Source organism: Streptomyces sp. NPDC055078 (genome assembly GCF_053607985.1).
Map to the genome: position 1 here is coordinate 1 of NZ_JBSGUP010000055.1, position 23,965 is coordinate 23,965.

Genomic DNA, 23,965 nt, shown 5'->3' on the forward strand with positions numbered 1-23,965 from the left:
CTTCGGCATGGCGCCGTTTTCTCCTCGTCAGTGGCGCTCCCCCGGCACGCGGGCACCGGCATACGGAAGCGTCAGATCTTGGTTTGTGGTTCCGGGCAGGACCCGGGGCGCCTGGTGGGCACCCCCTCGGGTCACGCCTCGGACGGTGTCTCGACAGGCGTCTCGACGGGCGTGTCGACAGCGCCTTCGACAGCGTCTTCGGCAGTGCCGTCGACGGAGTCTGTGGGCGCGTCGGGGTGAGCCTTCACACCGCGGTCGGCCTTGCGCGCGGCCTGGGCCTCACGCGCCTCGGCCATGGCCTCGGTCTTCTTCTTGTGCGGGCCAAGAACCATGATCATGTTCCGGCCGTCCTGCTTCGGGTTCGACTCGATGAATCCGAGATCCTCGACATCGGAAGCGAGACGCTGGAGCAGTCGGAAGCCAAGCTCGGGGCGGGACTGCTCACGACCACGGAACATGATCGTGATCTTGACCTTGTCGCCCTGCTTGAGGAACCGGACGACATGACCCTTCTTGGTGTCATAGTCGTGCGGGTCGATCTTCGGCCGGAGCTTCATCTCCTTGATGACCGTGTGCGCCTGGTTCTTCCGCGCCTCACGGGCCTTCATGGCCGACTCGTACTTGAACTTCCCGTAGTCCATGAGCTTGCACACGGGCGGCCGGGCGTTCGCCGCGACCTCGACCAGGTCGAGGTCGTACTCCTGAGCGAGCTCAAGGGCCTTGGCAAGCGGAACAATCCCGACCTGCTCGCCGCTGGGACCGACAAGACGCACTTCGGGAACGCGAATCCGGTCGTTGATGCGGGGCTCGGCGCTGATGGATCCTCCTCGGTAGCACCACGTGGCCGGATGAAGTGGGCCACGTAACGTCTGTTTGTTGAGACCAACCGCGCCGGCACACGAAAAATGCCCCGGACGGGACACAGGCGGCAGCTCCTCAGTTACCGGAACACCGCCGCAGTCTGTCGCGGGGCGCGCATCGGGCGACTTCCATCGTCCGTACGGAACGATGGGCGCCGCCTGACCGGTGACCCGCCGCCCCGGGGGGCAGCCAGGTGGGAGATCGGAGCCTCCACTTGTGGGCTGGGCACACGCGTGTCCAGCCGGTCGTCACACAAGGTTAGCACTCGCGTCCGGCGTTCGCTAACCACCACGCCCGTCGGATGCCCCCGGTTCGTACGGACACCGCGCGGCCTATCGTGTGGGGCATGAGCGAGACGCCCTCCCCCGATTCCGCCGGTTCACCCCGGACGGCCGACTACGACGCCATGACCCGCGACATCGCGGAGGTCCCGGCCGTCGAGGTGATCGTCACGGTCGCCGTGAACCTGATGAGCGCCGCCGCCGTGAAGCTCGGTCTGACGGACGACGCCACGGATCACAAGGACCTCGACGAGGCCCGGAAGCTGGTGCACGCGCTCGCCGGACTGATGGACGCGAGCACCACGGAGATCAGCTCCTTCCACGCGGCGCCGCTGCGCGACGGTCTGAAGTCGCTCCAGCTCGCGTTCCGCGAGGCGTCACTGGTGCCGGACCAGCCGGGCCAGGGGCCGGGCGAGAAGTACACCGGCCCGGTCTACGGCTGATCGCGGCGCCGCGCGCCGCCGGTCCGGGTTCCGCCCCGGGGCGGGCAGCGCGCTGACGAGGTCCGTCATCCGCCGACGAATCATCCGCGGACGAATCATCCGCGGACGAAGAGGGGCTCGCCCGGCAGGGTGGCCCCGGCCGGCAGCACCGCCAGGTCGAGGCCCCGCACCAGGCGGGCCCTCAGCACGTCATGGCCCGCGACCGCCTCGGCGACCCGGCGCGCGGACTCGGCGGGGGCGGCGTCCTCGGCCAGCACCAGAGCGAGGGTGCCGTCCGCGGCCCCAGGCCCCAGATAGGCGCCCAGTACCCCGGGCTCGGCCGCGACCACCTCGCGTACCGCGCCCGTGACGGCGGGGTCGTCGAGCGGATCGGCACTCGTACGCCCCTCCGCGAGGGCCCGCAGCGCGGCCCCGCTCAGCTGGAACGGCACCGGCCCGGACAGATCCAGGACGAGGGTGTCGGCGTTCTCGTGGGCCGCCGCCTGGAGGGCCTGGCGCAGCGGTACGGCGACGGGCCGGGCCTCGGGGTCCCAGCGGGCCAGTGCCTCGACCGAGGTGAAGGCGGGCAGCGCGCGCCGGTCCCCTGCGGTCAGGGTCGGCACCGCCATGTCGCTGGTCTTCTCCCGGCGCAGACCGGTCTCCCCGTCCTCCTCCACCTCACCGAGCACGGCGACGACGGGAACCAGCAGCCGCGCCCCCTGAAGGGCCTCCAGTACGGGCCCCACGGCCGCGCGGTCCCGGGCCCAGCCGGCGAGGGCCGCCGCCAGCCGCGGATCGGCGGTGCCGTCGTCGTCGGAGAAACCGGGGTCGGGGATGTCCTTGAGCGCCACGCGTCGAGCGTAGTTCGTCGCGTGGCGCCGAGGTGACGCAGGGTGCTGCCGTCGCCCCTCCCGCGCTCCGGGGCACAGGGCGGGGCACAGGGCGGGGAGCACCCCACCGGGCCGCCAGGCCCAGAGGGGCACCACCGGGCGGCCAGGCCCAGAGGGAGAGAGAGTGCGGTGCCAGGGCGGGCGAGCCCGGTGAGAGCCGCCGACGGTGGCCTGGGCCGTCAGTCGTCCGGGAGGCCGCGCCAGAGCACCACCGCGCCCGCCAGCAGCAGCACGCCGACTCCCCCCGCCAGCGGGGCGAGCCAGCCGGCCGGTTCCGGTTCGACGTTCTCGGCGCGCGGGCCGGGGCCGAAGTACCGCTTGCGGTATCCCGCCGCCGACTCGGAGCCGGCGGGCCGCAGCTTCCCGGCGGCCTTGATCGCGGCGGCCGGGTCCACCATGCCGTAGCCCCGGGCGTCGTCCCGCCCGCCCTTGGGCCGGTCACGGGCGGTGTCGATGAGGAGCTGCTTGATCTGTGCCGGGGCCAGCCGGGGGTGCGCGGAGCGTACGAGGGCGACGGCGCCGGAGACGAACGCGGCGGCGGCGCTCGTGCCCCAGCCCTGGTAGTACTTCCGGTCCGGGTCCGGAATGACGATGTCGACACCGGGTGCGGCGACGGTGGCGTACCACCGCTGGGTGGAGAAAGAGGCATGGGTGCCGAAGCGGTCGACGGCGGTCACCGCGATCACGCCGGGGTAGGCGGCGGGGTAGGAGACCCGGTCGCCCTTCTCCCCTCCGTTGCCCGCCGATGCGACGACGACGGAGCCCTTGGCGAGCGCGTACTGGACGGCCGCGTCCTCTCCTGACTCGGCGTGCGCGGACTCGCTGTCGTCGCCGAGGGAGAGGTTGATGACGTCCGCGCCCTGGTCGGCGGCCCAGCGTATGCCCTGGGCAAGCGCGGTGCCCCGGGAGTTGCGGGCCTTCTCGCGGGCGTCGTCGGCGCCTTCGAGGATGACGCGCACGGGGAGGATCTTCGCCTCGGGTGCGATGCCCATGACACCGCGTTCCCGGCCGGGCCCCCGGCCGTGGGCGGCGATGATGCCCGCCATCGCGGTGCCGTGGCGGGCCCAGGCGGGGTTGCCCCGGCTCGCGCCGAAGCCGATGAGGTCCTTGCCGGGGAGGACGTTTTCCGCGAGGTCGGGGTGCCGGTCGTCGACACCCGTGTCGAGTACGGCGACGGTGACGCCCTCGCCCTTGCTGGTACGCCATGCCTCGTCCGTGTTCAGCGCGTCGAGGCCCCACTGCTGGACCCGTACGCCCTCCGCGTGCGCGGGGACCGCCGGGAGGCAGGCGAAGGCGGTGGCCGCGAGGGTGGCGGCGATGCGCAGTCGTCTGCGGCCCGGCCGGGTCACCGGGACGGCTCCGTGGCCGCGCCGAGGGTGGTGTCCAGCGCCCGCTCGACACTGTCCGCGATGCCCCTGGCCTCATGTCCGAGGCCCGACTGCGCGGGCGCCGATGTCGCGCCCTTGGTCAGGGTCGCGCCCGCGGGCTGGGGGTCGGTGACCCGCCGCCCGTCGGCGAAGCCGGAGACGGCGTAGACGACGACGGGTGCGTCGGTGCGGACCTTCACGGTCCAGCTCGCGCGCTGCCGGTCGCCGAACCCGGCGGCCGCGGTGCCGGCGACGGGGAAGGCGCGGGGCATCAGATCCCGGCGCCCGGCGAGCCCCTCGGCGGTGAAACGGGTGTTCAGTGCGCGCATCGCGGCCGCGTCGGCCACCGTGAAGACCATGCCGACGGTGGTGACATGACTGGAGGTGGCGTCCCGGTAGGTGGCGCGCAGGACGCGGGCGCAGCCGACCGGCCGCAGGGTGGTGACGAGCAGCGGGTCGAGGGCGGGTGCGCAGCCGCTGTCGGGTGCGACGGCGATCCGGGTCCACTCCCGGTCGGCGCGTCCCGGACCGGCGCCCCGGCCGCTGAGGGTGCGCGGGAAGAGGGTGTCGACCGGCGTGCTGTGCCACACCGAGCGGGCCTCGCTGTACGCGGTGCGGTCGGTGGAGTGGGCGTTGGAGTCCTCGGTGAGCCAGGTCCCGGTGGCGGCACCGCCGATGAGCCCGAGCCCGAGTACGGCGCAGGCGATGACGCCCGCGGTACGCAGCGGGTGACGGTCGCGGAAGGGCCGCAGCCGGGTCGTCGTCTCGCTGGGGCTCTCGGGCGGCGGCCAGGGTGGGCCTCCGGAGTACGCACCGCCTGGACCTGAGCCTGAGCCTGGGCCGCTCCGGTGCAGTGGCACCCCGACGGGCCGCAGCAGGGTGGTGGTCTCGGTGATCGTGGCGCTCTCCGTGCTCCCCGGGGGCCTGGGTCCCTCCCGGCGGGCCCACTCCGGTCCTGCCGCCTTCGTCGGCACTCCGGGGCGCCGCGGTCCCGCGCCACGGGGGCGGGGCACGGTCGAGGACGCCTGGCCGGTGCGCAGGGGCGGTACATGAGGGCGCGGCGGCAGTCCGGACACCCGCCGGGGCCCGTCCGCGTCGGCCCGGTGCCAGGGCTCTCCCGCCCCGGGGCGTCCCGGCGGCGCGTCGGGACGCGGTGGAACGTTCCGGCCACGGTCGCCGGCCGGCCGGGCGGGGTGCGCCGGTGTCTCCGGCCCGGGGCCACCCGGGGTCGGAGCCTGGCTCGGCGGCGCGAGGGGGCGCGGCGGTGTGGGCAGACCGGCCCGCGCGGCGTCCCGGCGGAGTGAGCGGGTGTCCACATCCGGCGGCCCGGACGGGCGGGGCGGTACGGCCCGCTCCTCGGCGGCCGGAGCCATCCGGGGCGGCGGGGGCACCGGTCCCGTAGGCCCGGGTCCGTCCGCGTCGTCCTGCGGGCGGGCGTCCCCGGAGGCGCTCCGGGCGCGGCCGGGCGGCGGCGAACCGGCGCCACCGGATCCGGGGGCGGATCCGGATCCGGCCGGAGGCGCGGCGAACCCGGGGGGCGGCTGCTCACCCGGACCGTCGCCCTGGGGGGAACGGGGCGCGGTCGGGGACGGCGGTGGTGAGTCACCGGAGCCGTTCGGCGTGGCAGGGGGCGCGAAGACCTCGGCGCGCGCCCCCGGAGTGGGTGCGAACACCTCGGTGATGCCCGAGGGGCGCAGAGTGCGAGGGGGCTGTTCCGGTGGGACCAGGGCATCGGTGATACGGGACGGAGGGGAGGGCGGGGGCGCGTCGTCGGGGAGAGGAGGTCGCCTCGCCTCCGTACTCATACCGCCCCCTGTTGGTCGTCCGCGTACACCGACGGATCGCCCCTCCAGGGCTGGCCGTTCGTCACCGCTTCACCCGTCACTCTACGGGTTGCGCCCCGGCTCACGTGGCCGTGAACGTGCCTCGGTGGGGATCTGCCCAGAACATCCCCCTACCTTCCGGTAATCGTGTCTGGCAAGCTCAGCCCATGGCTGACCGCGCGACCGATCGGGCCCGCTACGACCGGGCCACCGCCCATCTCGACGCCCCGCTCGCCGTCGTCGATCTCGACGCCTTCGACGCCAACGCGGACGATCTGGTGCGCCGGGCCGGGGGCAAGACCGTCCGGGTCGCGACGAAATCCGTGCGCTGCCGGGCGCTGTTGGAACGGGTGCTCGCGCGGGACGGATTCGCGGGGGTCATGTCGTTCACCCTGGAGGAGTCGCTGTGGCTGGCGCGCGCCGGGTTCGACGATGTCCTGCTCGCCTATCCGTCCGCCCACCGGGCCGGTTTCGCGGAGCTGGCGGGTGACCCCAAGCTCGCCGCTTCGGTGACGGTGATGGTCGACGACGTCGCCCAACTGGAGCTGATCGACCGTGCGCGGGCGGGTGGCGGCGAAGAGATCCGGGTCTGTCTGGAACTGGACACGGCGCTGCGGATGCTGGGCGGCCGGGTACGGATCGGGGCGCGCCGCTCGCCGCTGAGCGAGCCGGTCCACCTCGCCGAGCTGGCCCGGTCGGTCATCCGGCGTCCGGGGTTCCGGCTGGTGGGGCTGATGGCGTACGAGGGGCATGTCGCGGGTGTCGGGGACTCGTACGAGGGCTATCCCCTGCTGTCGCGGGGCATCCGGTTGATGCAGCGCGTCGCCCGCAGGGAGGTGGCCGGGCTGCGCGCGGCGGCGGTGCGCGCGGTCCGGGCGGTGGCCCCGGATCTGGAGTTCGTCAACGGCGGCGGCACCGGGAGTGTGCAGCACACGGCGGCGGAGGACGCGGTGACCGAGGTGGCGGCCGGGTCCGGGCTGTATGTCCCCCGGCTCTTCGACGACTACACCTCGTTCTCCGGCCGTCCCGCCGCGCTGTTCGCCCTGCCGGTGGTGCGCCGTCCCGGCCTTGGCGCGGTGACGGTGCTCGGCGGCGGCTACCCCGCGTCGGGTGCGGCGGGCCGGGACCGGCTGCCCGTCCCGTATCTCCCCGAAGGGCTGCGGCTCGACCGCCGGGAGGGAGCGGGCGAGGTGCAGACCCCGCTGCTGGGCCCACCCGCCGACGATCTGCTGATCGGTGACAAGGTGTGGTTCCGGCACGCCAAGGCCGGGGAGCTGTGCGAGCGCTTCGAGGCGCTGCGGCTCATCGAGGGGGACCGGGTGACGGGCACCGCGCCGACATACCGGGGCGAGGGCCACGCCTTTCTCTAGGACCCGCTGTCCGGCTCCCCGTTCCCTTCTCCCCGTTCCCTGCTCAGCCTGCGGTCTGCTCAGCCTGGGAGCTGCTCAGCCTGCGGTCTGCTGAAGGCCCCGGCGGTCCCGCGAGCCGCGCGGCGGTGGTCACCCGCTGATGTCCAGCGCCGTTCCGTACAGTCGGCTCACCTTCAGCCGGATCACCACCCGGCGCTCGGCGACGAGCTGCGCCAGGAACGCGTCCTCGTCGTCCGGTCTCGCGGCCTCGGGGACCATCGCGAGCAGTTCCCGTCCGGTCGCGTCGCCGGGCACGGTGGTGACGTCGGAGATCTCCGCCTCGCCCTCGGCGACGGCGAACGACCAGACGTCACCGCCGGACACATGGAGCGCGGCACGCGGGTCCCGGCGCAGCTGCTTGACCTTGACGCGGTCGGCGAGGGTGGAGAACCGCACGATGCGGGCCCCCGGATCCCAGTGGTAGAGCATCGTCGTCAGATGGGGGTGGCCACTGCGCTTGTTGGTGGCGAGGGTGCCGAACTGCTGGCCGGCCAGCAGTTCGGAGAGCGCTTCGTCGGACAGGGGCCGGGGTGCGGGTCCTTGTGTCATACCGGGGCAACTCACCAGGACCCCGGAAGAGTTCCCCGATCACCGAGGGATCCGCGTTCGGCTACAGCGGAGTGACGTACGCCCCGGCGATCCCGCCGTCCACCAGGAAGTCCGTCGCGTTGACGAACGAGGAGTCGTCGCTGGCGAGGAAGGCCACGGCGGCGGCGATCTCGTCCGCCTCCGCGAACCGTCCCGCCGGGATGTGCACCAGCCGGCGCGCGGCCCGCTCGGGGTCCTTGGCGAACAGCTCCTGGAGCAGCGGGGTGTTGACGGGCCCCGGGCAGAGCGCGTTCACGCGGATGCCCTCGCGGGCGAACTGGACGCCGAGTTCCCGGGACATGGCGAGGACGCCGCCCTTGGACGCGGTGTAGGAGATCTGGGAGGTGGCGGCACCCATGATCGCCACGAAGGAGGCGGTGTTGATGATGGAGCCGCGGCCCTGGCGCCGCATATAGGGGATGGCGGCCTTGCAGCACAGATAGACGGAGGTCAGGTTGACGTCCTGGACGCGCTGCCACGCGTCGAGGCCCGTGGTGAGGATGGAGTCGTCCTCAGGGGGCGAGATACCCGCGTTGTTGAAGGCGATGTCGACCGAGCCATAGGTGTCGTGGGCCGCCTTGAACAGCGCGTCGACCTGTTCGGCGTCGGTGACGTCGACGCGGACGAAGAGGCCGCCGACCGCGTCGGCCGCCGCCTTCCCCGCGCTCTCGTCGATGTCGCCGCAGACGACGTTCGCGCCCTCGGCGGCGAGCCGGCGCGCGGTGGCCAGGCCGATACCGCTGCCGGCCCCGGTGATGACGGCGGTACGGCCGGCCAGTCGGCGGCACACGGGCTCGGGGGTCGTGGTGGTGTCCGGGCTGTCGGTCATGGGTGATCATGCCTCCGTACTGAAGAAGACGTTCTTGGTCTCGGTGAACGCGGTGAGGGCGTCGGGGCCGAGTTCACGGCCGAGGCCGGACTGTTTGTAGCCGCCGAAGGGGGTGGCGTAGCGGACGCTGCTGTGGGAGTTGACGGAGAGGTTTCCGGCCTGGACCGCGCGGGAGACCCGGATGGCGCGGCCGAGGTCACGGGTCCAGATCGAGCCGGAGAGCCCGTACGGGGTGGCGTTGGCGAGCCGGATCGCGTCGGCCTCGTCGTCGAAGGGCAGGACGGCGGCGACGGGCCCGAACACCTCCTCGCGGACGGCCGGGGCGTCGGGCGCGACATCGGTGAGGACGGTCGGCGGGAACCAGAAGCCGGGCCCGTCGGGGGCGGTGCCCCGGATGCCGGGCAGTGCGTCGGGGACGTATGAGCGCACCCGGTCGAGCTGGATCTGTGAGATGAGCGGCCCCATATGGGTCTTCTCGTCCGCCGGGTCGCCGACGACGACGGACGCGATCGCGGGCGCGAGCAGTTCCAGGAAGCGGTCGTACGCGGAACGCTGCACCAGGATGCGGGTGCGGGCGCAGCAGTCCTGGCCGCTGTTGTCGAGGAAGGACATGGGGGTGGCGGCGACGGCGGCGTCGAGGTCCGCGTCGGCGAAGACGATGTTGGGGCTCTTGCCGCCGAGTTCGAGGGTGACCCGCTTCACCAGTCCGGCGCACCGGGCCATGATCTGCTTGCCGACCCGGGTGGAGCCGGTGAACACGATCTTCGCCACGCCGGGGTGCTCCACGAGTGCGTTGCCCGCGATGTCACCGGCGCCCGGCAGCACCTGGAAGAGGTGTTCGGGCAGCCCCGCCGCCAGGGCGAGTTCCGCGAGGCGCAGCGCGGTCAGCGGAGTGGTCTCGGCCGGTTTGAGGAGGACGGCGTTCCCGGCGGCGAGGGCGGGGGCGGCGCCCCAGGCGGCGATCGGCATGGGGAAGTTCCAGGGCGCGATCACCCCGATCACCCCGAGGGGTTCCAGGATGGTGATGTCGAGGCCGCCCGCGACGGGGATCTGGCGTCCGCTGAGCCGCTCCACTCCCCCGGCGGCGAAGTCGAGCAGATCGCGGACATTGCCCGCCTCCCAGCGGGCGTTGCCGATGGTGTGTCCGGCCTGGCGCACCTCCAGCCGGGCGAGTTCCTCGACGTGGTCGTCCACGGCGGCGGCGAAGCGGCGCAGCAGCCGGGCCCGGTCGGCGGGGGCCGCCGCCGACCACGCGCGCTGGGCCGCGGCGGCGCGGGTCACGGCGGTATCGACCTCGGCGGCCGTCGTCGCCGGAACGGTCTCGACGAGCCGGCCGGTCGCGGGGTTGAGGACCTCGTGAAACGGGACGTCAGGGCGCGGGGCGTCAACACGCAGCGCGCCGGGGCGCAGGGCATCGGGGTGCGGGACATCGGGTCGCGGGGGAGGATCATGGGATCCCTCCTCGTACGGCACAGCCTCGGACGGCACAGCGTTCCTCACAGACGTTCGAAGGAGCGGCGCAGCTCCCAGTCGGTCACGGCGGCGTCGAAGGCGGCGAGTTCGACGCGCGCCATATTGCGGTAGTGGGCAACGACCTCGTCACCGAACGCGGCTCTGGCGATGGGACTGTTCTCCCAGAGCCCGGCGGCTTCGTGCAGCGTCGTGGGCACCCGGGCGTGTCCGGCGGTGTAGGCGTTGCCGGTGCACTCCTCGGGCAGCTCCAGCTTCTCCTCGATGCCGTACAGCCCGGCCGCGACGAGTCCGGCGACGGCGAGATACGGATTGACGTCGCCGCCGGGCAGCCGGTTCTCGAAGCGGGTGGAGTGCCCGTGGCCGACCACCCGGAGCGAACAGGTCCGGTTGTCGTGTCCCCAGGCCACGGCGGTGGGGGCGAAGGAGCCCGGCTGGAATCTCTTGTACGAGTTGATGTTGGGCGCGTACAGCAGCGAGAAGTCCCGCAGGGCGGCGAGCTGCCCCGCCAGGAAGTGCCGCATGACCGGCGACATCCCGTCGGGCCCGTCGCCCGCCATCGCGTTGCGGCCGTCGGCGTCGGCGAGGGAGAGGTGGATATGGCAGGAGTTGCCCTCGCGCTCGTTGTACTTGGCCATGAAGGTGAGCGAGACGCCCTCCTGGGAGGCGATCTCCTTGGCGCCGGTCTTGTAGATCGCGTGCTGGTCGCAGGTGACGAGGGCGTCGTCGTAGCGGAAGGCGATCTCGTGCTGGCCGGGGCTGCACTCGCCCTTGGCCGACTCGACGGTCAGCCCGGCCGCCGCCATCTCGTTGCGGATACGGCGCAGCAGCGGCTCGATCCGCCCGGTGCCGAGGACCGAGTAGTCGACGTTGTACTGGTTCGCCGGGGTGAGGCCCCGGTAGTCACGGTCCCACGCCTGCTCATAGGTGTCGCGGAAGACGATGAACTCCAGCTCGGTGCCGACGCCGGCGGTGAATCCGTGCCCGGCCAGGCGCTCAAGCTGGCGGCGCAGGATCTGGCGGGGGGCGGCGACGACGGGTGAGCCGTCGCTCCAGGCGAGGTCGGCGACGAGCAGCGCGGTGCCCTCGTTCCACGGGACCCGGCGCAGGGTGGTCAGGTCGGGGCGCATGGCGAAGTCGCCGTAGCCGGTGTCCCAGGAGGACATCTCGTAGCCGTCGACGGTGTTCATGTCGGTGTCGACGGCGAGGAGGTAGTTGCAGCCCTCGGTGCCGTGTTCCAGTACCTCGTCGAGGAAGAACCGTGCGGCGAACCGCTTGCCCTGGAGCCGGCCCTGCATATCGGGGAACGCGAGCACCACGGTGTCGATCTCGCCGCTCGCGACGAGGACACGCAGTTCCTCGGTCCCGAGCGGGGGTGTGCGGTCTGCCACGGGGTGACGCCTCCTTGGATCAGCCGGAAGCCATAAGGTATTACTGAAGACCATTAAATGGGAAGAGGAAACCTCGACGTGGCGAAGACGAACAGCACGGCGGAAGACCGCCTGACCCCCATACTGCGGCCGGTGCACGCGGGCAACGGCTTCGAGGAGGCGCTGGAGCAGCTCCTCCAGCTGCTGCGCCTCGGGCTGGTGCCCGGCGGGGAGCGGCTGCCCGCCGAGCGGGAGCTGGCGGAGCGGATGGGGATCAGCCGGGTCACGCTGCGCGAGGCGCTCAAGGTCCTGGCCGACCAGGGGCTGGTGGAGAGCAGGCGGGGGCGCTACGGCGGCACCTTCGTCCGCAGCCGCCCCGACGCGCCCGGCGAGGACGAGCTGCGCCGCCGGGTCGCCGATGTGGACGTCGAGGACACCCTGCGGTTCCGCGAGGTGCTGGAGGTCGGAGCCGCGGGCCTGTGCGCCGCGTACGGCCTCACCGATGCCGGGGCGGACCGGCTGCGCACCGCCCTGGCCGCGACCCGGGACGCTCCGCTCGGCGCGTACCGCCGCCAGGACACCCTGCTGCATCTGACCCTCGCGGAACTGTCCGGCTCCCCCGCCCTGACCGCCCAGTACGCCGCCGTGCGCGCCACCCTCAACGACCTCCTGGACTGCATCCCCCTGCTCGTACGGAATCTGGAGCACTCCCAGCACCAGCACACCTCCCTGGTGGAGGCGGTCCTCGACGGGGACGCGGACGGCGCGCGGGAGATCACGCGCGAGCACTGCGAGGGCACGGCGGCGCTGCTGCGGGGCTTCCTGCCCTGACCCGCCTCGCTCACCGCACTCACGGCACTCGGCCGGTTCACCGCACCCACCGCACTCGGCCGGTTCACCGCACCCACCGAACCCACCGCACTCGGCCGTTCACCGCACTCCCCGCGCCCGTCCCCTCCCCCGCTCACCGTGCACGGGGTCTTGCGCATCCCTTCGACTGCCGCAAAGGTGTCCGCACATACCTTTGAACGCCAGGAGCTTCCCATGGCCGAAGGCACCACTCAGCGCCCCCCGTCCCCCTCGGGCGCCCTCACCCCCGCCGATGACACCTACCTGAAACGGCGCATGCTGCGCAGGGGCAGCGCGGGCTGGCTGCTGCTCACCGGGCTCGGTGTCGCCTATGTCGTCTCCGGCGACTTCTCCGGCTGGAACATCGGCCTGTCCAAGGGCGGTTTCGGCGGACTCGCCATCGCCACCCTGCTGATGGGTGTGATGTACGCGTGCCTCGTCTTCGCCCTCGCCGAACTCTCCGCGATCCTGCCCACGGCGGGCGGCGGCTACGGCTTCGCCCGGCGCGCGCTGGGCACCTGGGGCGGGTTTCTGACCGGAACCGCCATCCTGATCGAGTACATCCTCGCGCCCGCCGCGATCTCGATCTTCATCGGCGACTACGTCGAATCGCTGGGCCTCTTCGGCCTTGAGTCCGGATGGCCGGTCTATCTCGCCTGCTTCGCGATCTTCATCGGTATCCATCTCTGGGGAGTCGGTGAGGCGCTGCGCTTCAGCCTGGTGGTGACCGCCATCGCGGTCGCCGCGCTGCTGATCTTCGCCGTCGGCGCGTTCACCGACTTCCGGGCGGACGCGCTGAACGACATCCCGGCCGACGGGGACGCCTTCGGCGCGAACTCGTGGCTGCCGTTCGGGCGGCTCGGCATCTGGGCGGCGTTCCCCTACGGGATGTGGTTCGTCCTCGGCATCGAAGGCGTGCCCCTCGCGGCCGAGGAGGCCAAGGACCCGGTCCGCTCCCTGCCGAGGGCGCTCGCCATCGCCATGGGCGTCCTGGTCCTCCTCGCCGCCCTCACCTTCTTCGCCGCCACCGGAGCACGCGGCTCGGCCGCGATCCAGGACGCCGGGAACCCGCTCGTGGTGGCCCTCCAGGGCGACGGCGACCCGACCGCGCTGAGCCGCTTCGTCAACTACGCAGGCCTCGCCGGTCTCGTCGCCTCCTTCTTCTCGCTGATCTACGCGGGCTCCCGCCAGCTCTTCGCCCTCTCCCGCGCCGGATACCTCCCCCGCCTCCTCTCGCTCACGAGCCGCCGCAAGTCCCCCTACCTCGGGCTGCTGATCCCGGGGGCGATCGGCTTCTCCCTCGCGGCTGCCACCGGCAACGGGGCGCGGATGCTCAACATCGCCGTCTTCGGGGCGACCATCAGCTACGCCCTCATGGCGCTCTCCCACATCGTCCTGCGCCGCCGCGAACCGGAACTCCCCCGCCCGTACCGCACCCCCGGTGGCACCCTCACCTCGTCCATCGCGTTCGTCCTCGCCCTCTCCGCGCTGGTGGCCACCTTCCTGGTGGACCAGGGCGCCGCGTTCATCGCGCTGGCCGTCTATGGCGTGGCACTCGCCTACTTCGCGCTCTACAGTCGCCGTCATCTGGTCGCGCAGGCGCCCGAGGAGGAGTTCGCGGCGCTCGCGGCGGCGGAGGCCGAACTCAACCGCGACTGACAGTCAACCGGAACGAACGGAGTCATCGTGTCCAGGCCGCTGATCGGAGTCACCACCTATCTCAACCAGGCCGCCTGGGGCGTCTGGAACATGCCGGCCGCCCTGCTGCCCGCCGCCTACCCGGCCCTCATCCAGCGCGCGGGGGGTCTGGCGGCCATGCTCCCGCCCGACCCGGACGCCGCGTCCGCCGAGGCGTTCGTGGCCCGGCTGGACGGCGTGGTGATCGCGGGCGGCGCGGACATCGAGCCCGTACGGTACGGAGCCGACCCCGACCCCCGCACCGGCCCGCCCGCGCGCGACCGGGACACCTGGGAGCTGGCCCTCATCCACGCGGCCCTCGCCACGCGGACCCCCCTGCTCGGGATCTGCCGGGGCATGCAACTGCTCAACGTCGCCCTCGGGGGCACCCTCCTCCAGCACCTCGACGCCCACACCGGCGGCATCGGCGCCTTCACCACCCACACCGTCAAGCCGGTCCCGGGCACCCGCTACGCCTCGATCGTCCCCGAGACCACCCAGGTCCCCACCTACCACCACCAGGCGGTGGACCGACTGGCACCTTCGTTGAAGGCGGCGGGGTACGCGGAGGACGGAACCGTGGAGGTCGTCGAGACGGCGGAGGCGGGGGGGTGGGTGCTGGGCGTGCAGTGGCACCCCGAGATGGGCACGGACACGCGCGTGATGCGCGCGCTGATCGAGGCGGCATCCACCTGACCCCGAGCCGCCGCGGCCCGCTCCTCGGACTCCCCCGAGCCGGGCCCCCTCAGACCGGGCCCGGTCTCACCCGGCGGATGGGCCCGGGGTGCGCGGCGCCTTACCCGGGCGCGGGCCGTCCGGCGGGGCGCTGCCCCACACCCCGCTCCTCAATCGCCGGAGGGGCTGGATTTCAGGGCCTGGTTCTGCGCGGCCATCCCCCGGGCGACGGAACCGGACCGGGAAGGGGACACCCGAGACCGAACCAGCAGGGGACACTCAGGAAGGGACGGGTGGGAGTGGACCGGGAGGGGACACGCAGGATGGGAGAGGCGGGACTGGACCGGAGGGGGACGCGCAGGGGTGGCGTCGGGACGTAAAGCGTGATTTGTGGCGCTGAAGGACCCGAGACCCGACAAGAACCCGAAACGCGCCGTAAATCGTGCAGTCCCGACGTGACCCCGGAGCGGACCCCGGCCCCAGCCCCGAACCGCCCCCGCGCCACAAGTACCCGCACCCTGCGCACCCGGGCCCAGCCCAACAACGCCCCCCGCCAGGACCCCCACGCGCGGCGCGCCCGGCCCCCCGCGTGGCTGGGGCGGGTGGGACCGATAGCCTTTCGGCCATGACCGTTGCGTTCTTCTCGGGCAAGCGCCGCCGGGCCGCTGCCACCATCGGCGCTGTCTCCGCCGGACTCCTCGTCCTCACCGCGTGCGAAAAGCCGACCCCGCTCGCGACCATCACGATCGGGACGGACTCCGTGAACTCCGAGGCCGCCTGCTACGACGACGGCAAGGCCCTCAAGCAGTCCGAGCTACAGGACTGCATGAACCAGAAGACCGGGAAGACGATCAAGGTCTCCCTGGACGACAAGCTCCGCTTCGGGGTGGACCCGGAGATCGCGGAGAACGGCTGGACACTCTTCATCGGCGGGCAGGCGGTCGAGCAGGAGCCGTACAAGAAGACCTACCGGACCATCCCGGCGAACGCGTTCTTCGCCTCGCAGACGGGTGAGGCGCCCAGCAAGGTGAACATCGCCATCGTCGAGACCAAGGGCGCGAAGTTCCTCGGGAACTGGCTCTTCACACTGGAGCAGAAGTGACGCCGGAGGCCGGGGGATGCGCGTACTGGTGGTGACCGCCGTGGCGGCGGAGGCGGAAGCCGTCGCCGCAGGACTGGCCGCGGCCAGAACCGGAGCTGGAGCCACGGCCAAAGACAAGACCACGGCCCACGCCATGGCCGCGCAGACCCTGACCGCCGGAGTCGGCCCCGCCGCCGCCGCGGCGGCCACCGCGAAGGCACTGGCACACGCACGGGCGAACGCACCGTACGACCTCGTCGTCTCCGCGGGCATCGGCGGCGGCTTCCAGCCCCACGCCCCGGTCGGCTCCCTCGTCGTCGCCGACGCGATCATCGCCGCCGACCTCGGCGCGGACACCCCGGAGGGCTTCGTCCCGGTCGATGAGCTGGGCTTCGGGCGGACGACGCGTCTCCCGCCCGCCGAACTCTCCGCCCGCGCGGCGAAGGCGACCGGCGCCCTGTACGCGCCGGTGCTCACGGTCTGCACGGTGACCGGCTCGGCCGCCCGCGCGGCGGAGCTGAGCGGGCGTCACCCGAGGGCGGGCGCCGAGGCGATGGAGGGCTTCGGGGTCGCCGAGGCCGCCGCCGGGCAGGGGCTGCCGGTACTGGAGATCAGGGCGGTCTCCAACCCGGTGGGCCCGCGCGACCGGGACGCCTGGCGCATCGGGGAGGCGCTGGACGCGCTGCGGGGCGCCTTCCAACTGCTCGTCCCGCTCTTCGAGGAGGAGAAGCCGTGACCTTGCGGATCGCGTACTCGCCCTGCCCGAACGACACGTTCGTCTTCCACGCGTGGGCCCATGGGCGCGTCCCGGGCGCACCGGGCATCGAGGTGACGTTCGCCGACATCGACATCACCAACGGGATGGCCGAGCGCGGCGAGTCGGACCTGCTGAAGGTGTCGTACGCGGTGCTGCCGTGGGTCCTGGACGAGTACACCCTGCTGCCGTGCGGCGGGGCGCTGGGCCGGGGTGTCGGCCCGCTCGTCCTCACCCGTGAACCGGGCCAGGGAACCGGCCCGCACCCGGTCGCGGACACGGTCGCGGATACGGCCCGGGGCACGGTCGCGGACACGGCCCGGGACACCGCCCCCGACCTCGCGGGCAAGACGGTCGCGGTCCCGAGCGAGCGCTCGACGGCGTATCTGCTGTTCCGGCTGTGGGCGGCGGACCGGGTCCCGGGCGGTGTCGGGGACATCGTCGTGATGCCGTTCCACGAGATCATGCCCGCCGTACGGGACGGCAGGGTCGACGCCGGTCTGGTCATCCACGAGGCACGGTTCACCTATCGGAACTACGGGCTGCACTGTCTCGCGGACATGGGCGAGCACTGGGAGCTGACGACGGGCCTGCCCATCCCGCTCGGGGCGATCATCGCCAGGCGCTCCCTGGGCGAGGAGACACTGCGGCTGGTGGCCGACTCGATCCGGACGTCGGTACGGATGGCCTGGGACGACCCACAGGCGTCACGGCCGTACGTACGGGAGCACGCGCAGGAGATGGACCCGGCGGTCGCCGATCAGCACATCGGGCTGTATGTCAATGAGTTCACCGCGGACCTCGGCGAGAGCGGGTACGCGGCGGTCCGCGGGCTGCTCACCCGCGCCGCGGCCGAGGGGCTGGTGCCACCCCTCGGCCCGAACGCGCTGAGGTTTCTGGAAGGGTCCCCCGAAGGCGGGTATCAACCGTAGGCAAAGGCAGGTAGGCGGGTAATCAGACGTCCAGTTGGTCCGCCACGGCCCGCAGCAGGCCGGCGATCTTCTTGCCGTGCACCTTGTCGGGGTAGCGACCGCGCTCCAGCATGGGGGTGATGTTCTCCAGGAGGGTCGTCAGATCCTGGACGATGGAGGCGAGTTCATCGGGCTTGCGGCGCTGGGCGGCGGCCACGGAGGGGGTCGGGTCGAGCACCGTCACCGAGAGCGCCTGGTCACCACGCTGGCCCGCGACCACGCCGAACTCGACGCGCTGCCCGGGCTTGAGGGAGTCGACTCCGTCGGGCAGCACTGACGAGTGCACGAAGACGTCGCCGCCGTCGTCGCGGGAGAGAAAGCCGAAGCCCTTCTCGCTGTTGAACCACTTGACCTTGCCGGTAGGCACGTCTGTCCTCGTCCTCGTACTCGTCAGGGCGGCGCTGGGGCACCGGAAGCTGGCCACCGATGAAAACGGCTCTGGATAGCACTACAGCGGGTCGTCCGACCCGCCATCCCCAAGGCTAATGGTCCAGGGGCTGGTGACAAGACGTCTCCGACTCGGTTCCCACCGGCAGGGAACTACCCTGGCCGGATGACTGCTACTCCTCCCGCCCCGGGTGACGGGCTGGTCCGCGCCGGGGCGATCGTGTTCATCGTCGGCGCGGTGGCCACCCTGATCACCGTGGCACCGCTCTTTCTGGGGACCGATCCGTTTCCGCCGATCGCGTACGCGGTCTGCATGCTGATGGGTGTCGGCTTCCTGATCGCCGGGGCCGGGGTGCTGCGCACGATCGCGGCCCAGCGGCGTACGGCACGGTCGGTCCCGCCGGCGGAACCGGTCGCCTAGCCGCCGGCGACGAGGTGACCGCTGAGCCATCGGGGGAAGTCGGTCAAGCCGTCGATCACCACATCCGCGCCGGCTTTCCGCAGCTCAGCGGCTGAGCAGGGGCCGGTGGGCACGGCGACGGAGAGGGCTCCGGCCGTGTGGGCGCCCCGGACGTCCCCGATGTGGTCGCCGACGTACACCCGCGCTCCGTGTGCGCGCAGCGCCGCCGCCTTGGCCTCCGCCCAGAGCGAGCCGATGACCGCGTCCGGCGCGATTTTGAGGTGGGCGAGGTGGAGTTCGGCGTTCGGCTCGTGCTTGGCGGTGACGACGATCGCCCGGCCACCCATGCCCTGGACGGCGGCGATGGCCTCACGGGCGCCGGGAAGGGCGATCGTGGGGGCGATCGCGTGCGCCGGGTAGATCTCACGGTACCGATCGCCCATGGCCTGAATTCGATCATCGGGGAACCAGTGCGCCAGCTCCTGTTCCAGGGGCGGACCCAGCCGGGTGACGGCGAGGTCGGCGTCGATCCGTACGCCCGTCTCCTCGGCGAGCGCCCGATAGGTGGCGTGGATGCCGGGGCGTGAGTCGATGAGGGTCATGTCGAGGTCGAAGCCGACGGTGAGGGGTGGGGTCCGCGGGGGTGTCGTCCGGGGGTGGGGAGCCATGGGGCCATTGTCCCCATCCGTGGCCTCTACACCCGACCCGTAGACTCAGCCAAGCCTAACCAAACCTACGGTCCGCTGCCCTGTCCCGCCGAACCTGCCGAAGCCTGCGCCATGCCCCCTTCCCCGCCGCCTCCCGCACCACCTTCTCCGTCCCCGTCCCCGTCACGTTCTCCGTCCCCGTCGCCGTCCCCCCGATTGGTCCCCATGTCAGCCAGCCGCGCACTCGCGGTCCGCCGCATCGGCTGGACGGCCGCGGCATTCGCCGCCCTGCTGATCGCGATTCTGCTGAGCCTCGCGGTCGGGGCGCGGTCGATCGCGCCCTCCGCCGTGGCCGACGCCCTGCTGCACGGCGGGAGCGGCGACGACGCCGAGGTCATCCGCGAGATGCGGGTCCCGCGCACCCTCATCGGTCTGATGGTCGGGGCGGCGCTGGCCATCGCGGGGACGGCCCTCCAGGGCATCACCCGTAACCCCATCGCCGATCCGGGCATCCTCGGCATCAGCCAGGGCGCATCGGTGGGGGTGGTCCTCGCGATCGCCTTCGCCGGGGTGCACACCCTGACGGGGTACGTCTGGTTCGCCTTCGCCGGCGCGGCCATCGCCTCGGTCGCGGTGTACGCCATCGCGGCGCGCGGGCGCGGTGGCGCAACCCCGGTGAAGCTGGCGCTGGGCGGTGCGGCGATCAACGCGCTGCTGGTGTCCGTGACGATGGCCGTCCTGACGACGAAGGCGGCGGCGCTGGACGAGTTCCGCTTCTGGCAGGTGGGGTCGGTGGCCGGGCGGGACGCGGAGATCGTCGGGCAGGTGTGGCCGTTTCTGGCACTGGGGACGGTGCTGGTGGTGTCGGTGGCGCGGGGGCTCGACGCGCTCGCCCTCGGGGAGGACGTCGCCAAGGGGCTCGGCCAGAACGTCGCGACCGTACGGATCGTGGGCGGCGCGGGGGCGACGGTCCTCACGGGCGTGGCCGTCGCGGCGGCGGGCCCGATCGCCTTCATCGGCCTCGCGGTCCCGCATATCACCCGCGCGATCGTGGGCAGCGATCACCGCTGGGTGCTGCCGCTGGGGGCGCTGATCGGGCCGGTGATGCTGCTCGTCTCCGATGTGATCGGCCGGGTGGTGTTCCCGCCGGGGGAGATCCCGGCGGGCGTGATGACGGCGCTGATCGGGGTGCCGTTCCTGGTCGCGCTGGTTCGCCGCAGAGCCGTTCCGGCATGACTCGGGCCGTCGGGCCGGGGGGCTCACGAGTGCGGTGGGCGTCCGCCGGGACCAGTGACCGCGCTGGAGGCGACCGTCCCATGACCAGTGAGCGCTCATCGGCCGTGGGCCCCAGGGCATACGCACCTGCGCGCGGTGACCGCGCTCCGGGTGGTGCCCGCCCGTTCCGCCCTGCGGAACGTACGCCCACCAGGTGGACAGGCCGACCCGCGCCCCGTACACGAACGGCCCCGCCCACCAAGTGGGCCGTCCAGCCCGGCCGCCGCACACCAACGGCCCCGCCCACCAGGTGGACAGCGCGCCCACCCGCACCCGCCGCCCCACGGCGCACCCCGCACGCCACCGTCACCGTCACCGTCACCGTCACCGCCCACGAGATCGCCGCCCATGGAATCGCTATGCCAGGGATGTGGATATGAGTGCCACCGTCCGCCCCGCGGGGTACAGCCTCGTCCGCGCCCGGAAGGGTGGGCGGCAGGGCAGTTTTCTGGTGCATCGGCGGGCGGCGGTGACCGCGCTCGGGCTGGCGGTGGCGCTGGTGGCCGTGTGTGTGGCGTATCTGTCGGTGGGGGAGAGCTTCGTCCCGCCGGGTGAGGTCGTACGGGTGGTGCTCGGGCAGCCGTCGGGGGCGGAACTCGTCGTCGGGACGCTCCGGCTGCCCCGGATGACGGTCGGTCTGCTGGTGGGTCTCGCGTTCGGGGTGGCGGGCGCGCTGATCCAGACGGTGGCCCGCAATCCGCTGGCGAGTCCGGACATCATCGGCATCACCCAGGGCGCGAGCGCGCTGACGGTCGGGGCGCTGACGTTCGGGATCACGTCGTACTCGGTCCTGCCCTATCTCTCCGTCGCCGGCGGGATCGCCGCCGCCGCGCTGGTGTACGTGTTCGCCTGGCGCGGCGGGCTGCACGCCACCCGCTTCGTGCTGATCGGGATCGGCTTCGCGGTCGCGCTGCGGTCGATCACCACGCTGTTCATGACGAAGGGCGACTATCTCGTCGCCCAGCAGGCACAGATCTGGATGACCGGCTCGCTGAACGGCCGCGGCTGGGAGGAGGCCACACCGCTGGCCTGGACGCTGCTGGCGCTGGTGCCCGCGGTGGTGTGGGCGGCGCGGGCGCAGCGCACGGTGTCGCTGGACGACGACACGGCGACCTCGCTGGGCGTACGGCTGGGCCGGGTGCGGCTGGGTCTTGTGCTGCTCGGGGTGGTGCTGACGTCCGTGGCGACGGGCGCGGCCGGGCCGATCGACTTCGTGGCGCTGCTGGCTCCCCAGGTCGCCCGCCGGCTGACCCGTACGGCACAGATCCCGCTGCTGTGCTCCGCGCTGCTGGGCGCGGTGATCGTCGTACTCGCCGATCTGCTCGCCCGCAAGCTCCTCGCACCGACCGAACTGCCCGTGGGGGTGCTGACGGCCGCCGTCGGCGCCCCGTATCTGATCTGGCTGATCGTCCGCGGCCGTACCACCGGAGGGACATCGTGAGCAGGCTCACCGCCCGCGGGCTGACGCTCGCCTATGAGGACCGCACGGTCGTGCACGATCTGGATCTCGCGGTCCCGGACGGCCGGGTGACGGTGATCGTCGGCCCGAACGCCTGTGGCAAGTCGACGACCCTGAGGGCGCTCGGCAGGCTGCTGAAGCCCCGTGGCGGCTCGGTCCTCCTCGACGGGCAGGAGCTGGCGAGCCTGCCCACCAAGCGGATCGCGCGGTCGATCGGGCTGCTGCCGCAGTCCCCCGCCGCCCCCGAGGCGATCACCGTCGCCGATCTCGTCTCGCGCGGCCGTCAGCCCCACCAGGCGTGGTGGAAGCAGTGGTCGGACGAGGACGAGCGCGCGGTCGCGGACGCGATGGGGCGTACGGATGTCCTCGCGCTCGCCGACCGGCCGGTGGACGAGCTGTCCGGCGGTCAGCGCCAGCGCGTCTGGATCGCGATGGCGCTCGCGCAGGAGACGGATCTGCTGTTGCTGGACGAGCCGACGACGTTTCTCGACATCGCCCACCAGGTGGAGGTGCTCGATCTGGTGCGCCGGCTCAATCATGAGCGCGGCCGTACGGTCGTCGCCGTCCTCCACGATCTCAACCAGGCCGCGCGGTACGCCGATCATCTGGTCGCCATGAAGGCGGGCCGGATCGTCGCGGAGGGCCGCCCGGAGGAGGTCGTGACGGCTTCCCTCGTACGGGAGGTCTTCGGCCTGGACGCGATGGTGATCCCCGACCCGGTGACCGGTTCCCCCCTGGTGGTGCCCGGAGCCCCCTACGCCCCCACAGCACACCCGCACCCAGAAGCCCTGGAAGACACAGAAGCTCCAGAAGACCCAAAAAGCGCAGAAAACGCAGAAAACGCAGAAGACAAAGCTCGAAAGGCACACTCATGACCCTCCGCCGCCGCGGCCTCCTCGCCGGCTCCCTCGTCCTCACCGCCGCGCTGGCGCTCTCCGCCTGCGGCTCGTCCGACTCCGGCTCCGGCTCGGGCTCCGGCTCGGACGCGTCGGGCAAGACCCGTACGGTCAAGACCGCGATGGGCGATGTCGAGGTGCCGCAGTCACCGAAGCGGGTCGTCGTCCTCGACACGGCCGAGCTGGACACCGCCATCACGCTCGGGGTGAAGCCGGTGGGCGCGACCCACACCGATTCCGAGTCGGGCTTTCTGAACTATCTGCCCAAGGACAAGGTCGAGGGCATCAAGGACGTCGGCGAGATGCTGACGCCCAATATGGAGGCCATAGCCGCGCTCGAACCCGATCTGATCCTCACCAGCAAGATCCGCCACGAGGCGAAGTACGCCGAGTTGAAGAAGATCGCGCCGACGGTGATGACGGAGACGACCGGCTACCCCTGGAAGGAGAACTTCCAGGTCCATGCCGCGGCCCTCGGCAAGCAGGCGGAGGGGCGGAAGACGGCCGCCGAGTACGAGACGCACGCCGGGAAGGTCATGACCGCGCTCGGCGGCAAGGAGAAGGCCGCGGCGACGAAGGTCAATGTGGTCCGCTTCGTGGAGGGCGCGAACGTCCGCATCTACGGCAATAAGTCGTATATCGCCACGATTCTCGCCGATGTCGGTCTGGGTCGTCCCGCCATCGCCGACAAGGCGAAGGACGGCCTCTCGTACGAGATCAGCCCGGAGAAGATCGATCTTGCCGAGGCCGATGTCGTCTTCCACTCCACCTATGGCAACCCGGACAAGGCCGGGCGGGCGAAGACGCTCAGCAGCGGGCTGTGGAAGGGCCTGAACGTCGTCAAGAACGACAAGGTCTTCGCCGTGGACGACCAGCTGTGGATCCAGGGCATCGGCTACACCGCCGCCAACAAGATCCTCGACGAGCTGGAGACCAGTCTCACCAAGTGAGGCGGGCCGTCCGCACCGGACGGCACGGGCCACGGACCGTCCGCAGCGGGTGACGCAGAGCATCCGCACCGGATGACGCGGACCGACCCACCCGGTGGACACGGCCCCGACCCCACCCGGTGAGGCAGCGCGACCTCACCGGGTGAGCCCGCACCTCCGCACCAGGCGAGCCGGACTCCTCCCGTACGAGCGCGTCAGCGTCCCGTACCGAGCGGGTCAGCGTCCGGTTCCGAGCGGTCAGCGCCTCCGCGCCCGCCACACCAGGAAGAGCGCGGAGGCGATCGCCGCCGACTTCAGCACCCACGGCCCGGTGGCGGTCAGCGCGTCCCGCATCCCGCCCTCGGCGATCGGCTCGCCCCACCGCCCGGTCCCCCGTCCCCAGAGCCAGACCAGCCCGCCCGCCACGGCGGCTCCCGGCAGCCCGAAGACGGCGAGCTTGGTCTCGAAGACGGTGAGACGGCGGGAGCCGTACGCGATGAGCCAGCCCAGGCCGAGCGCGATCCAGGAACCGAAGAGCGCGCCCCCGACCAGCAGGGCGGCGGCGGCCAGCAGACAGCGGGCTTCCGGATCCTCGGACGAGTACCACCGGTACGGCACCTGGTTACGGGCGAGGAACTCCCGTACGTCCGACGAC

At 72.2% G+C, this 23,965-nt stretch carries 23 protein-coding genes and 1 pseudogene; 13 read left to right on the plus strand and 11 right to left on the minus strand.

The genetic code is table 11. The annotated features are described in order from the left end of the window. Positions 1 to 131: 131 nt before the first annotated feature. On the minus strand, positions 132 to 818 hold the full coding sequence (gene infC / locus ACWF94_RS07580; protein WP_453485693.1) for a translation initiation factor IF-3: 687 nt from the start codon (positions 816 to 818) through the stop codon (positions 132 to 134). Between the two features lie 389 nt (positions 819 to 1,207). Here infC and ACWF94_RS07585 point away from each other — a divergent pair, with 389 nt between their 5' ends. Next, on the plus strand, positions 1,208 to 1,585 hold the full coding sequence (locus ACWF94_RS07585) for a DUF1844 domain-containing protein (RefSeq protein ID WP_453485658.1): 378 nt from the start codon (positions 1,208 to 1,210) through the stop codon (positions 1,583 to 1,585). 95 nt (positions 1,586 to 1,680) lie between these two features. On the opposite strand, the gene ACWF94_RS07590 is transcribed toward ACWF94_RS07585, so the two are convergent. The 3 genes from ACWF94_RS07590 to ACWF94_RS07600 all read right to left on the minus strand — a co-directional run bounded on the left by ACWF94_RS07590 (position 1,681) and on the right by ACWF94_RS07600 (position 5,626). Then, positions 1,681 to 2,415, minus strand: coding sequence for an SseB family protein (locus tag ACWF94_RS07590; protein ID WP_453485660.1), 735 nt, complete (start codon positions 2,413 to 2,415; stop codon positions 1,681 to 1,683). Between the two features lie 218 nt (positions 2,416 to 2,633). Then, positions 2,634 to 3,803, minus strand: coding sequence for a type VII secretion-associated serine protease mycosin (gene mycP, locus ACWF94_RS07595; protein WP_453485661.1), 1,170 nt, complete (start codon positions 3,801 to 3,803; stop codon positions 2,634 to 2,636). Then, the gene (locus tag ACWF94_RS07600; RefSeq protein ID WP_453485663.1) at positions 3,800 to 5,626 is read right to left on the minus strand and encodes a hypothetical protein; all 1,827 of its coding nucleotides are present in this window, start codon (positions 5,624 to 5,626) and stop codon (positions 3,800 to 3,802) included. The genes mycP and ACWF94_RS07600 overlap by 4 nt, the downstream gene beginning before the upstream one ends. Positions 5,627 to 5,811: 185 nt before the next feature. On the opposite strand from ACWF94_RS07600, the gene ACWF94_RS07605 reads away from it, so the two are divergent. Further along, positions 5,812 to 7,014: an amino acid deaminase/aldolase gene (locus ACWF94_RS07605; protein ID WP_453485665.1), complete on the plus strand. Its 1,203-nt coding sequence runs from the start codon at positions 5,812 to 5,814 to the stop codon at positions 7,012 to 7,014. A 129-nt stretch (positions 7,015 to 7,143) separates the two neighbouring features. On the opposite strand, the gene ACWF94_RS07610 is transcribed toward ACWF94_RS07605, so the two are convergent. The 4 genes from ACWF94_RS07610 to ACWF94_RS07625 form a co-directional block, all read right to left on the minus strand. After that, positions 7,144 to 7,602: a PPOX class F420-dependent oxidoreductase gene (locus ACWF94_RS07610; protein ID WP_453485667.1), complete on the minus strand. Its 459-nt coding sequence runs from the start codon at positions 7,600 to 7,602 to the stop codon at positions 7,144 to 7,146. A 61-nt stretch (positions 7,603 to 7,663) separates the two neighbouring features. Next, positions 7,664 to 8,470: a 3-oxoacyl-ACP reductase gene (locus tag ACWF94_RS07615; RefSeq protein WP_453485669.1), complete on the minus strand. Its 807-nt coding sequence runs from the start codon at positions 8,468 to 8,470 to the stop codon at positions 7,664 to 7,666. Positions 8,471 to 8,476: 6 nt separating this feature from the next. Continuing rightward, positions 8,477 to 9,865 carry an aldehyde dehydrogenase family protein gene (locus tag ACWF94_RS07620; RefSeq protein WP_453485695.1) on the minus strand — a complete coding sequence of 463 codons (1,389 nt, stop codon included), beginning with the start codon at positions 9,863 to 9,865 and terminating at the stop codon, positions 8,477 to 8,479. Between the two features lie 101 nt (positions 9,866 to 9,966). Continuing rightward, on the minus strand, positions 9,967 to 11,331 hold the full coding sequence (locus ACWF94_RS07625) for a glutamine synthetase family protein (RefSeq protein WP_453485671.1): 1,365 nt from the start codon (positions 11,329 to 11,331) through the stop codon (positions 9,967 to 9,969). 57 nt (positions 11,332 to 11,388) lie between these two features. Here ACWF94_RS07625 and ACWF94_RS07630 point away from each other — a divergent pair, with 57 nt between their 5' ends. The 6 genes from ACWF94_RS07630 (at position 11,389) to ACWF94_RS07655 (ending at position 17,278) form a co-directional block, all read left to right on the plus strand. Continuing rightward, positions 11,389 to 12,141 carry a FadR/GntR family transcriptional regulator gene (locus ACWF94_RS07630; protein WP_453485672.1) on the plus strand — a complete coding sequence of 251 codons (753 nt, stop codon included), beginning with the start codon at positions 11,389 to 11,391 and terminating at the stop codon, positions 12,139 to 12,141. 213 nt (positions 12,142 to 12,354) lie between these two features. Next, positions 12,355 to 13,818 (plus strand): ethanolamine permease, encoded by a 1,464-nt coding sequence (gene eat, locus ACWF94_RS07635; protein WP_453485674.1) that lies wholly within the window; start codon positions 12,355 to 12,357, stop codon positions 13,816 to 13,818. A gap of 27 nt (positions 13,819 to 13,845) precedes the next feature. Continuing rightward, entirely contained in the window at positions 13,846 to 14,532 is a 687-nt protein-coding gene (locus ACWF94_RS07640) for a gamma-glutamyl-gamma-aminobutyrate hydrolase family protein (RefSeq protein ID WP_453485676.1), read from the plus strand. 604 nt (positions 14,533 to 15,136) lie between these two features. After that, on the plus strand, positions 15,137 to 15,613 hold the full coding sequence (locus ACWF94_RS07645; protein ID WP_453485678.1) for a DUF2771 domain-containing protein: 477 nt from the start codon (positions 15,137 to 15,139) through the stop codon (positions 15,611 to 15,613). Between the two features lie 16 nt (positions 15,614 to 15,629). Further along, positions 15,630 to 16,328: a futalosine hydrolase gene (locus ACWF94_RS07650; RefSeq protein ID WP_453485680.1), complete on the plus strand. Its 699-nt coding sequence runs from the start codon at positions 15,630 to 15,632 to the stop codon at positions 16,326 to 16,328. Further along, positions 16,325 to 17,278 carry a 1,4-dihydroxy-6-naphthoate synthase gene (locus tag ACWF94_RS07655; protein WP_453485681.1) on the plus strand — a complete coding sequence of 318 codons (954 nt, stop codon included), beginning with the start codon at positions 16,325 to 16,327 and terminating at the stop codon, positions 17,276 to 17,278. Before ACWF94_RS07650 ends, ACWF94_RS07655 begins: the two co-directional genes overlap by 4 nt. Before the next feature lie 22 nt (positions 17,279 to 17,300). Here ACWF94_RS07655 and ACWF94_RS07660 read toward each other — a convergent pair whose 3' ends face one another. After that, positions 17,301 to 17,684 carry a cold-shock protein gene (locus ACWF94_RS07660; RefSeq protein WP_453485683.1) on the minus strand — a complete coding sequence of 128 codons (384 nt, stop codon included), beginning with the start codon at positions 17,682 to 17,684 and terminating at the stop codon, positions 17,301 to 17,303. 186 nt (positions 17,685 to 17,870) lie between these two features. Here ACWF94_RS07660 and ACWF94_RS07665 point away from each other — a divergent pair, with 186 nt between their 5' ends. Then, positions 17,871 to 18,125: a hypothetical protein gene (locus tag ACWF94_RS07665; RefSeq protein ID WP_453485685.1), complete on the plus strand. Its 255-nt coding sequence runs from the start codon at positions 17,871 to 17,873 to the stop codon at positions 18,123 to 18,125. Here the strand turns inward: ACWF94_RS07665 and ACWF94_RS07670 are convergent. Next, positions 18,122 to 18,772, minus strand: a complete 651-nt coding sequence (locus ACWF94_RS07670) for an HAD family hydrolase (RefSeq protein ID WP_453485686.1) — start codon at positions 18,770 to 18,772, stop codon at positions 18,122 to 18,124. The genes ACWF94_RS07665 and ACWF94_RS07670 overlap by 4 nt on opposite strands. Positions 18,773 to 18,976: 204 nt before the next feature. Here ACWF94_RS07670 and ACWF94_RS07675 point away from each other — a divergent pair, with 204 nt between their 5' ends. From ACWF94_RS07675 to ACWF94_RS07690, 4 genes are all read left to right on the plus strand, one after another. After that, positions 18,977 to 19,987: a FecCD family ABC transporter permease gene (locus ACWF94_RS07675; protein WP_453485687.1), complete on the plus strand. Its 1,011-nt coding sequence runs from the start codon at positions 18,977 to 18,979 to the stop codon at positions 19,985 to 19,987. Between the two features lie 415 nt (positions 19,988 to 20,402). Continuing rightward, a complete protein-coding gene (locus ACWF94_RS07680; RefSeq protein ID WP_453485688.1) occupies positions 20,403 to 21,467 on the plus strand; it encodes a FecCD family ABC transporter permease in 1,065 nt (354 codons plus the stop codon). Further along, entirely contained in the window at positions 21,464 to 22,360 is an 897-nt protein-coding gene (locus tag ACWF94_RS07685) for an ABC transporter ATP-binding protein (protein ID WP_453485690.1), read from the plus strand. Before ACWF94_RS07680 ends, ACWF94_RS07685 begins: the two co-directional genes overlap by 4 nt. After that, positions 22,357 to 23,331, plus strand: a complete 975-nt coding sequence (locus ACWF94_RS07690) for an ABC transporter substrate-binding protein (protein ID WP_453485692.1) — start codon at positions 22,357 to 22,359, stop codon at positions 23,329 to 23,331. Before ACWF94_RS07685 ends, ACWF94_RS07690 begins: the two co-directional genes overlap by 4 nt. 237 nt (positions 23,332 to 23,568) lie before the next feature. Here ACWF94_RS07690 and ACWF94_RS07695 read toward each other — a convergent pair. Further along, positions 23,569 to 23,965: pseudogene (locus ACWF94_RS07695) on the minus strand (hypothetical protein); the annotation flags it as partial.

What these genes read in the sequence shown, in the direction of transcription:
- ACWF94_RS07585 (WP_453485658.1), top strand. Translation starts at nt 1,208, where the DNA reads ATGAGCGAGACGCCCTCCCCCGATTCCGCCGGTTCACCCCGGACGGCC.
- ACWF94_RS07600 (WP_453485663.1), bottom strand. Translation starts at nt 5,626, where the DNA reads ATGAGTACGGAGGCGAGGCGACCTCCTCTCCCCGACGACGCGCCCCCG.
- ACWF94_RS07605 (WP_453485665.1), top strand. Translation starts at nt 5,812, where the DNA reads ATGGCTGACCGCGCGACCGATCGGGCCCGCTACGACCGGGCCACCGCC.
- ACWF94_RS07610 (WP_453485667.1), bottom strand. Translation starts at nt 7,602, where the DNA reads ATGACACAAGGACCCGCACCCCGGCCCCTGTCCGACGAAGCGCTCTCC.
- ACWF94_RS07615 (WP_453485669.1), bottom strand. Translation starts at nt 8,470, where the DNA reads ATGACCGACAGCCCGGACACCACCACGACCCCCGAGCCCGTGTGCCGC.
- ACWF94_RS07630 (WP_453485672.1), top strand. Translation starts at nt 11,389, where the DNA reads ATGGGAAGAGGAAACCTCGACGTGGCGAAGACGAACAGCACGGCGGAA.
- eat (WP_453485674.1), top strand. Translation starts at nt 12,355, where the DNA reads ATGGCCGAAGGCACCACTCAGCGCCCCCCGTCCCCCTCGGGCGCCCTC.
- ACWF94_RS07645 (WP_453485678.1), top strand. Translation starts at nt 15,137, where the DNA reads ATGACCGTTGCGTTCTTCTCGGGCAAGCGCCGCCGGGCCGCTGCCACC.
- ACWF94_RS07650 (WP_453485680.1), top strand. Translation starts at nt 15,630, where the DNA reads ATGCGCGTACTGGTGGTGACCGCCGTGGCGGCGGAGGCGGAAGCCGTC.
- ACWF94_RS07665 (WP_453485685.1), top strand. Translation starts at nt 17,871, where the DNA reads ATGACTGCTACTCCTCCCGCCCCGGGTGACGGGCTGGTCCGCGCCGGG.
- ACWF94_RS07670 (WP_453485686.1), bottom strand. Translation starts at nt 18,772, where the DNA reads ATGGCTCCCCACCCCCGGACGACACCCCCGCGGACCCCACCCCTCACC.
- ACWF94_RS07675 (WP_453485687.1), top strand. Translation starts at nt 18,977, where the DNA reads ATGTCAGCCAGCCGCGCACTCGCGGTCCGCCGCATCGGCTGGACGGCC.
- ACWF94_RS07680 (WP_453485688.1), top strand. Translation starts at nt 20,403, where the DNA reads ATGAGTGCCACCGTCCGCCCCGCGGGGTACAGCCTCGTCCGCGCCCGG.
- ACWF94_RS07690 (WP_453485692.1), top strand. Translation starts at nt 22,357, where the DNA reads ATGACCCTCCGCCGCCGCGGCCTCCTCGCCGGCTCCCTCGTCCTCACC.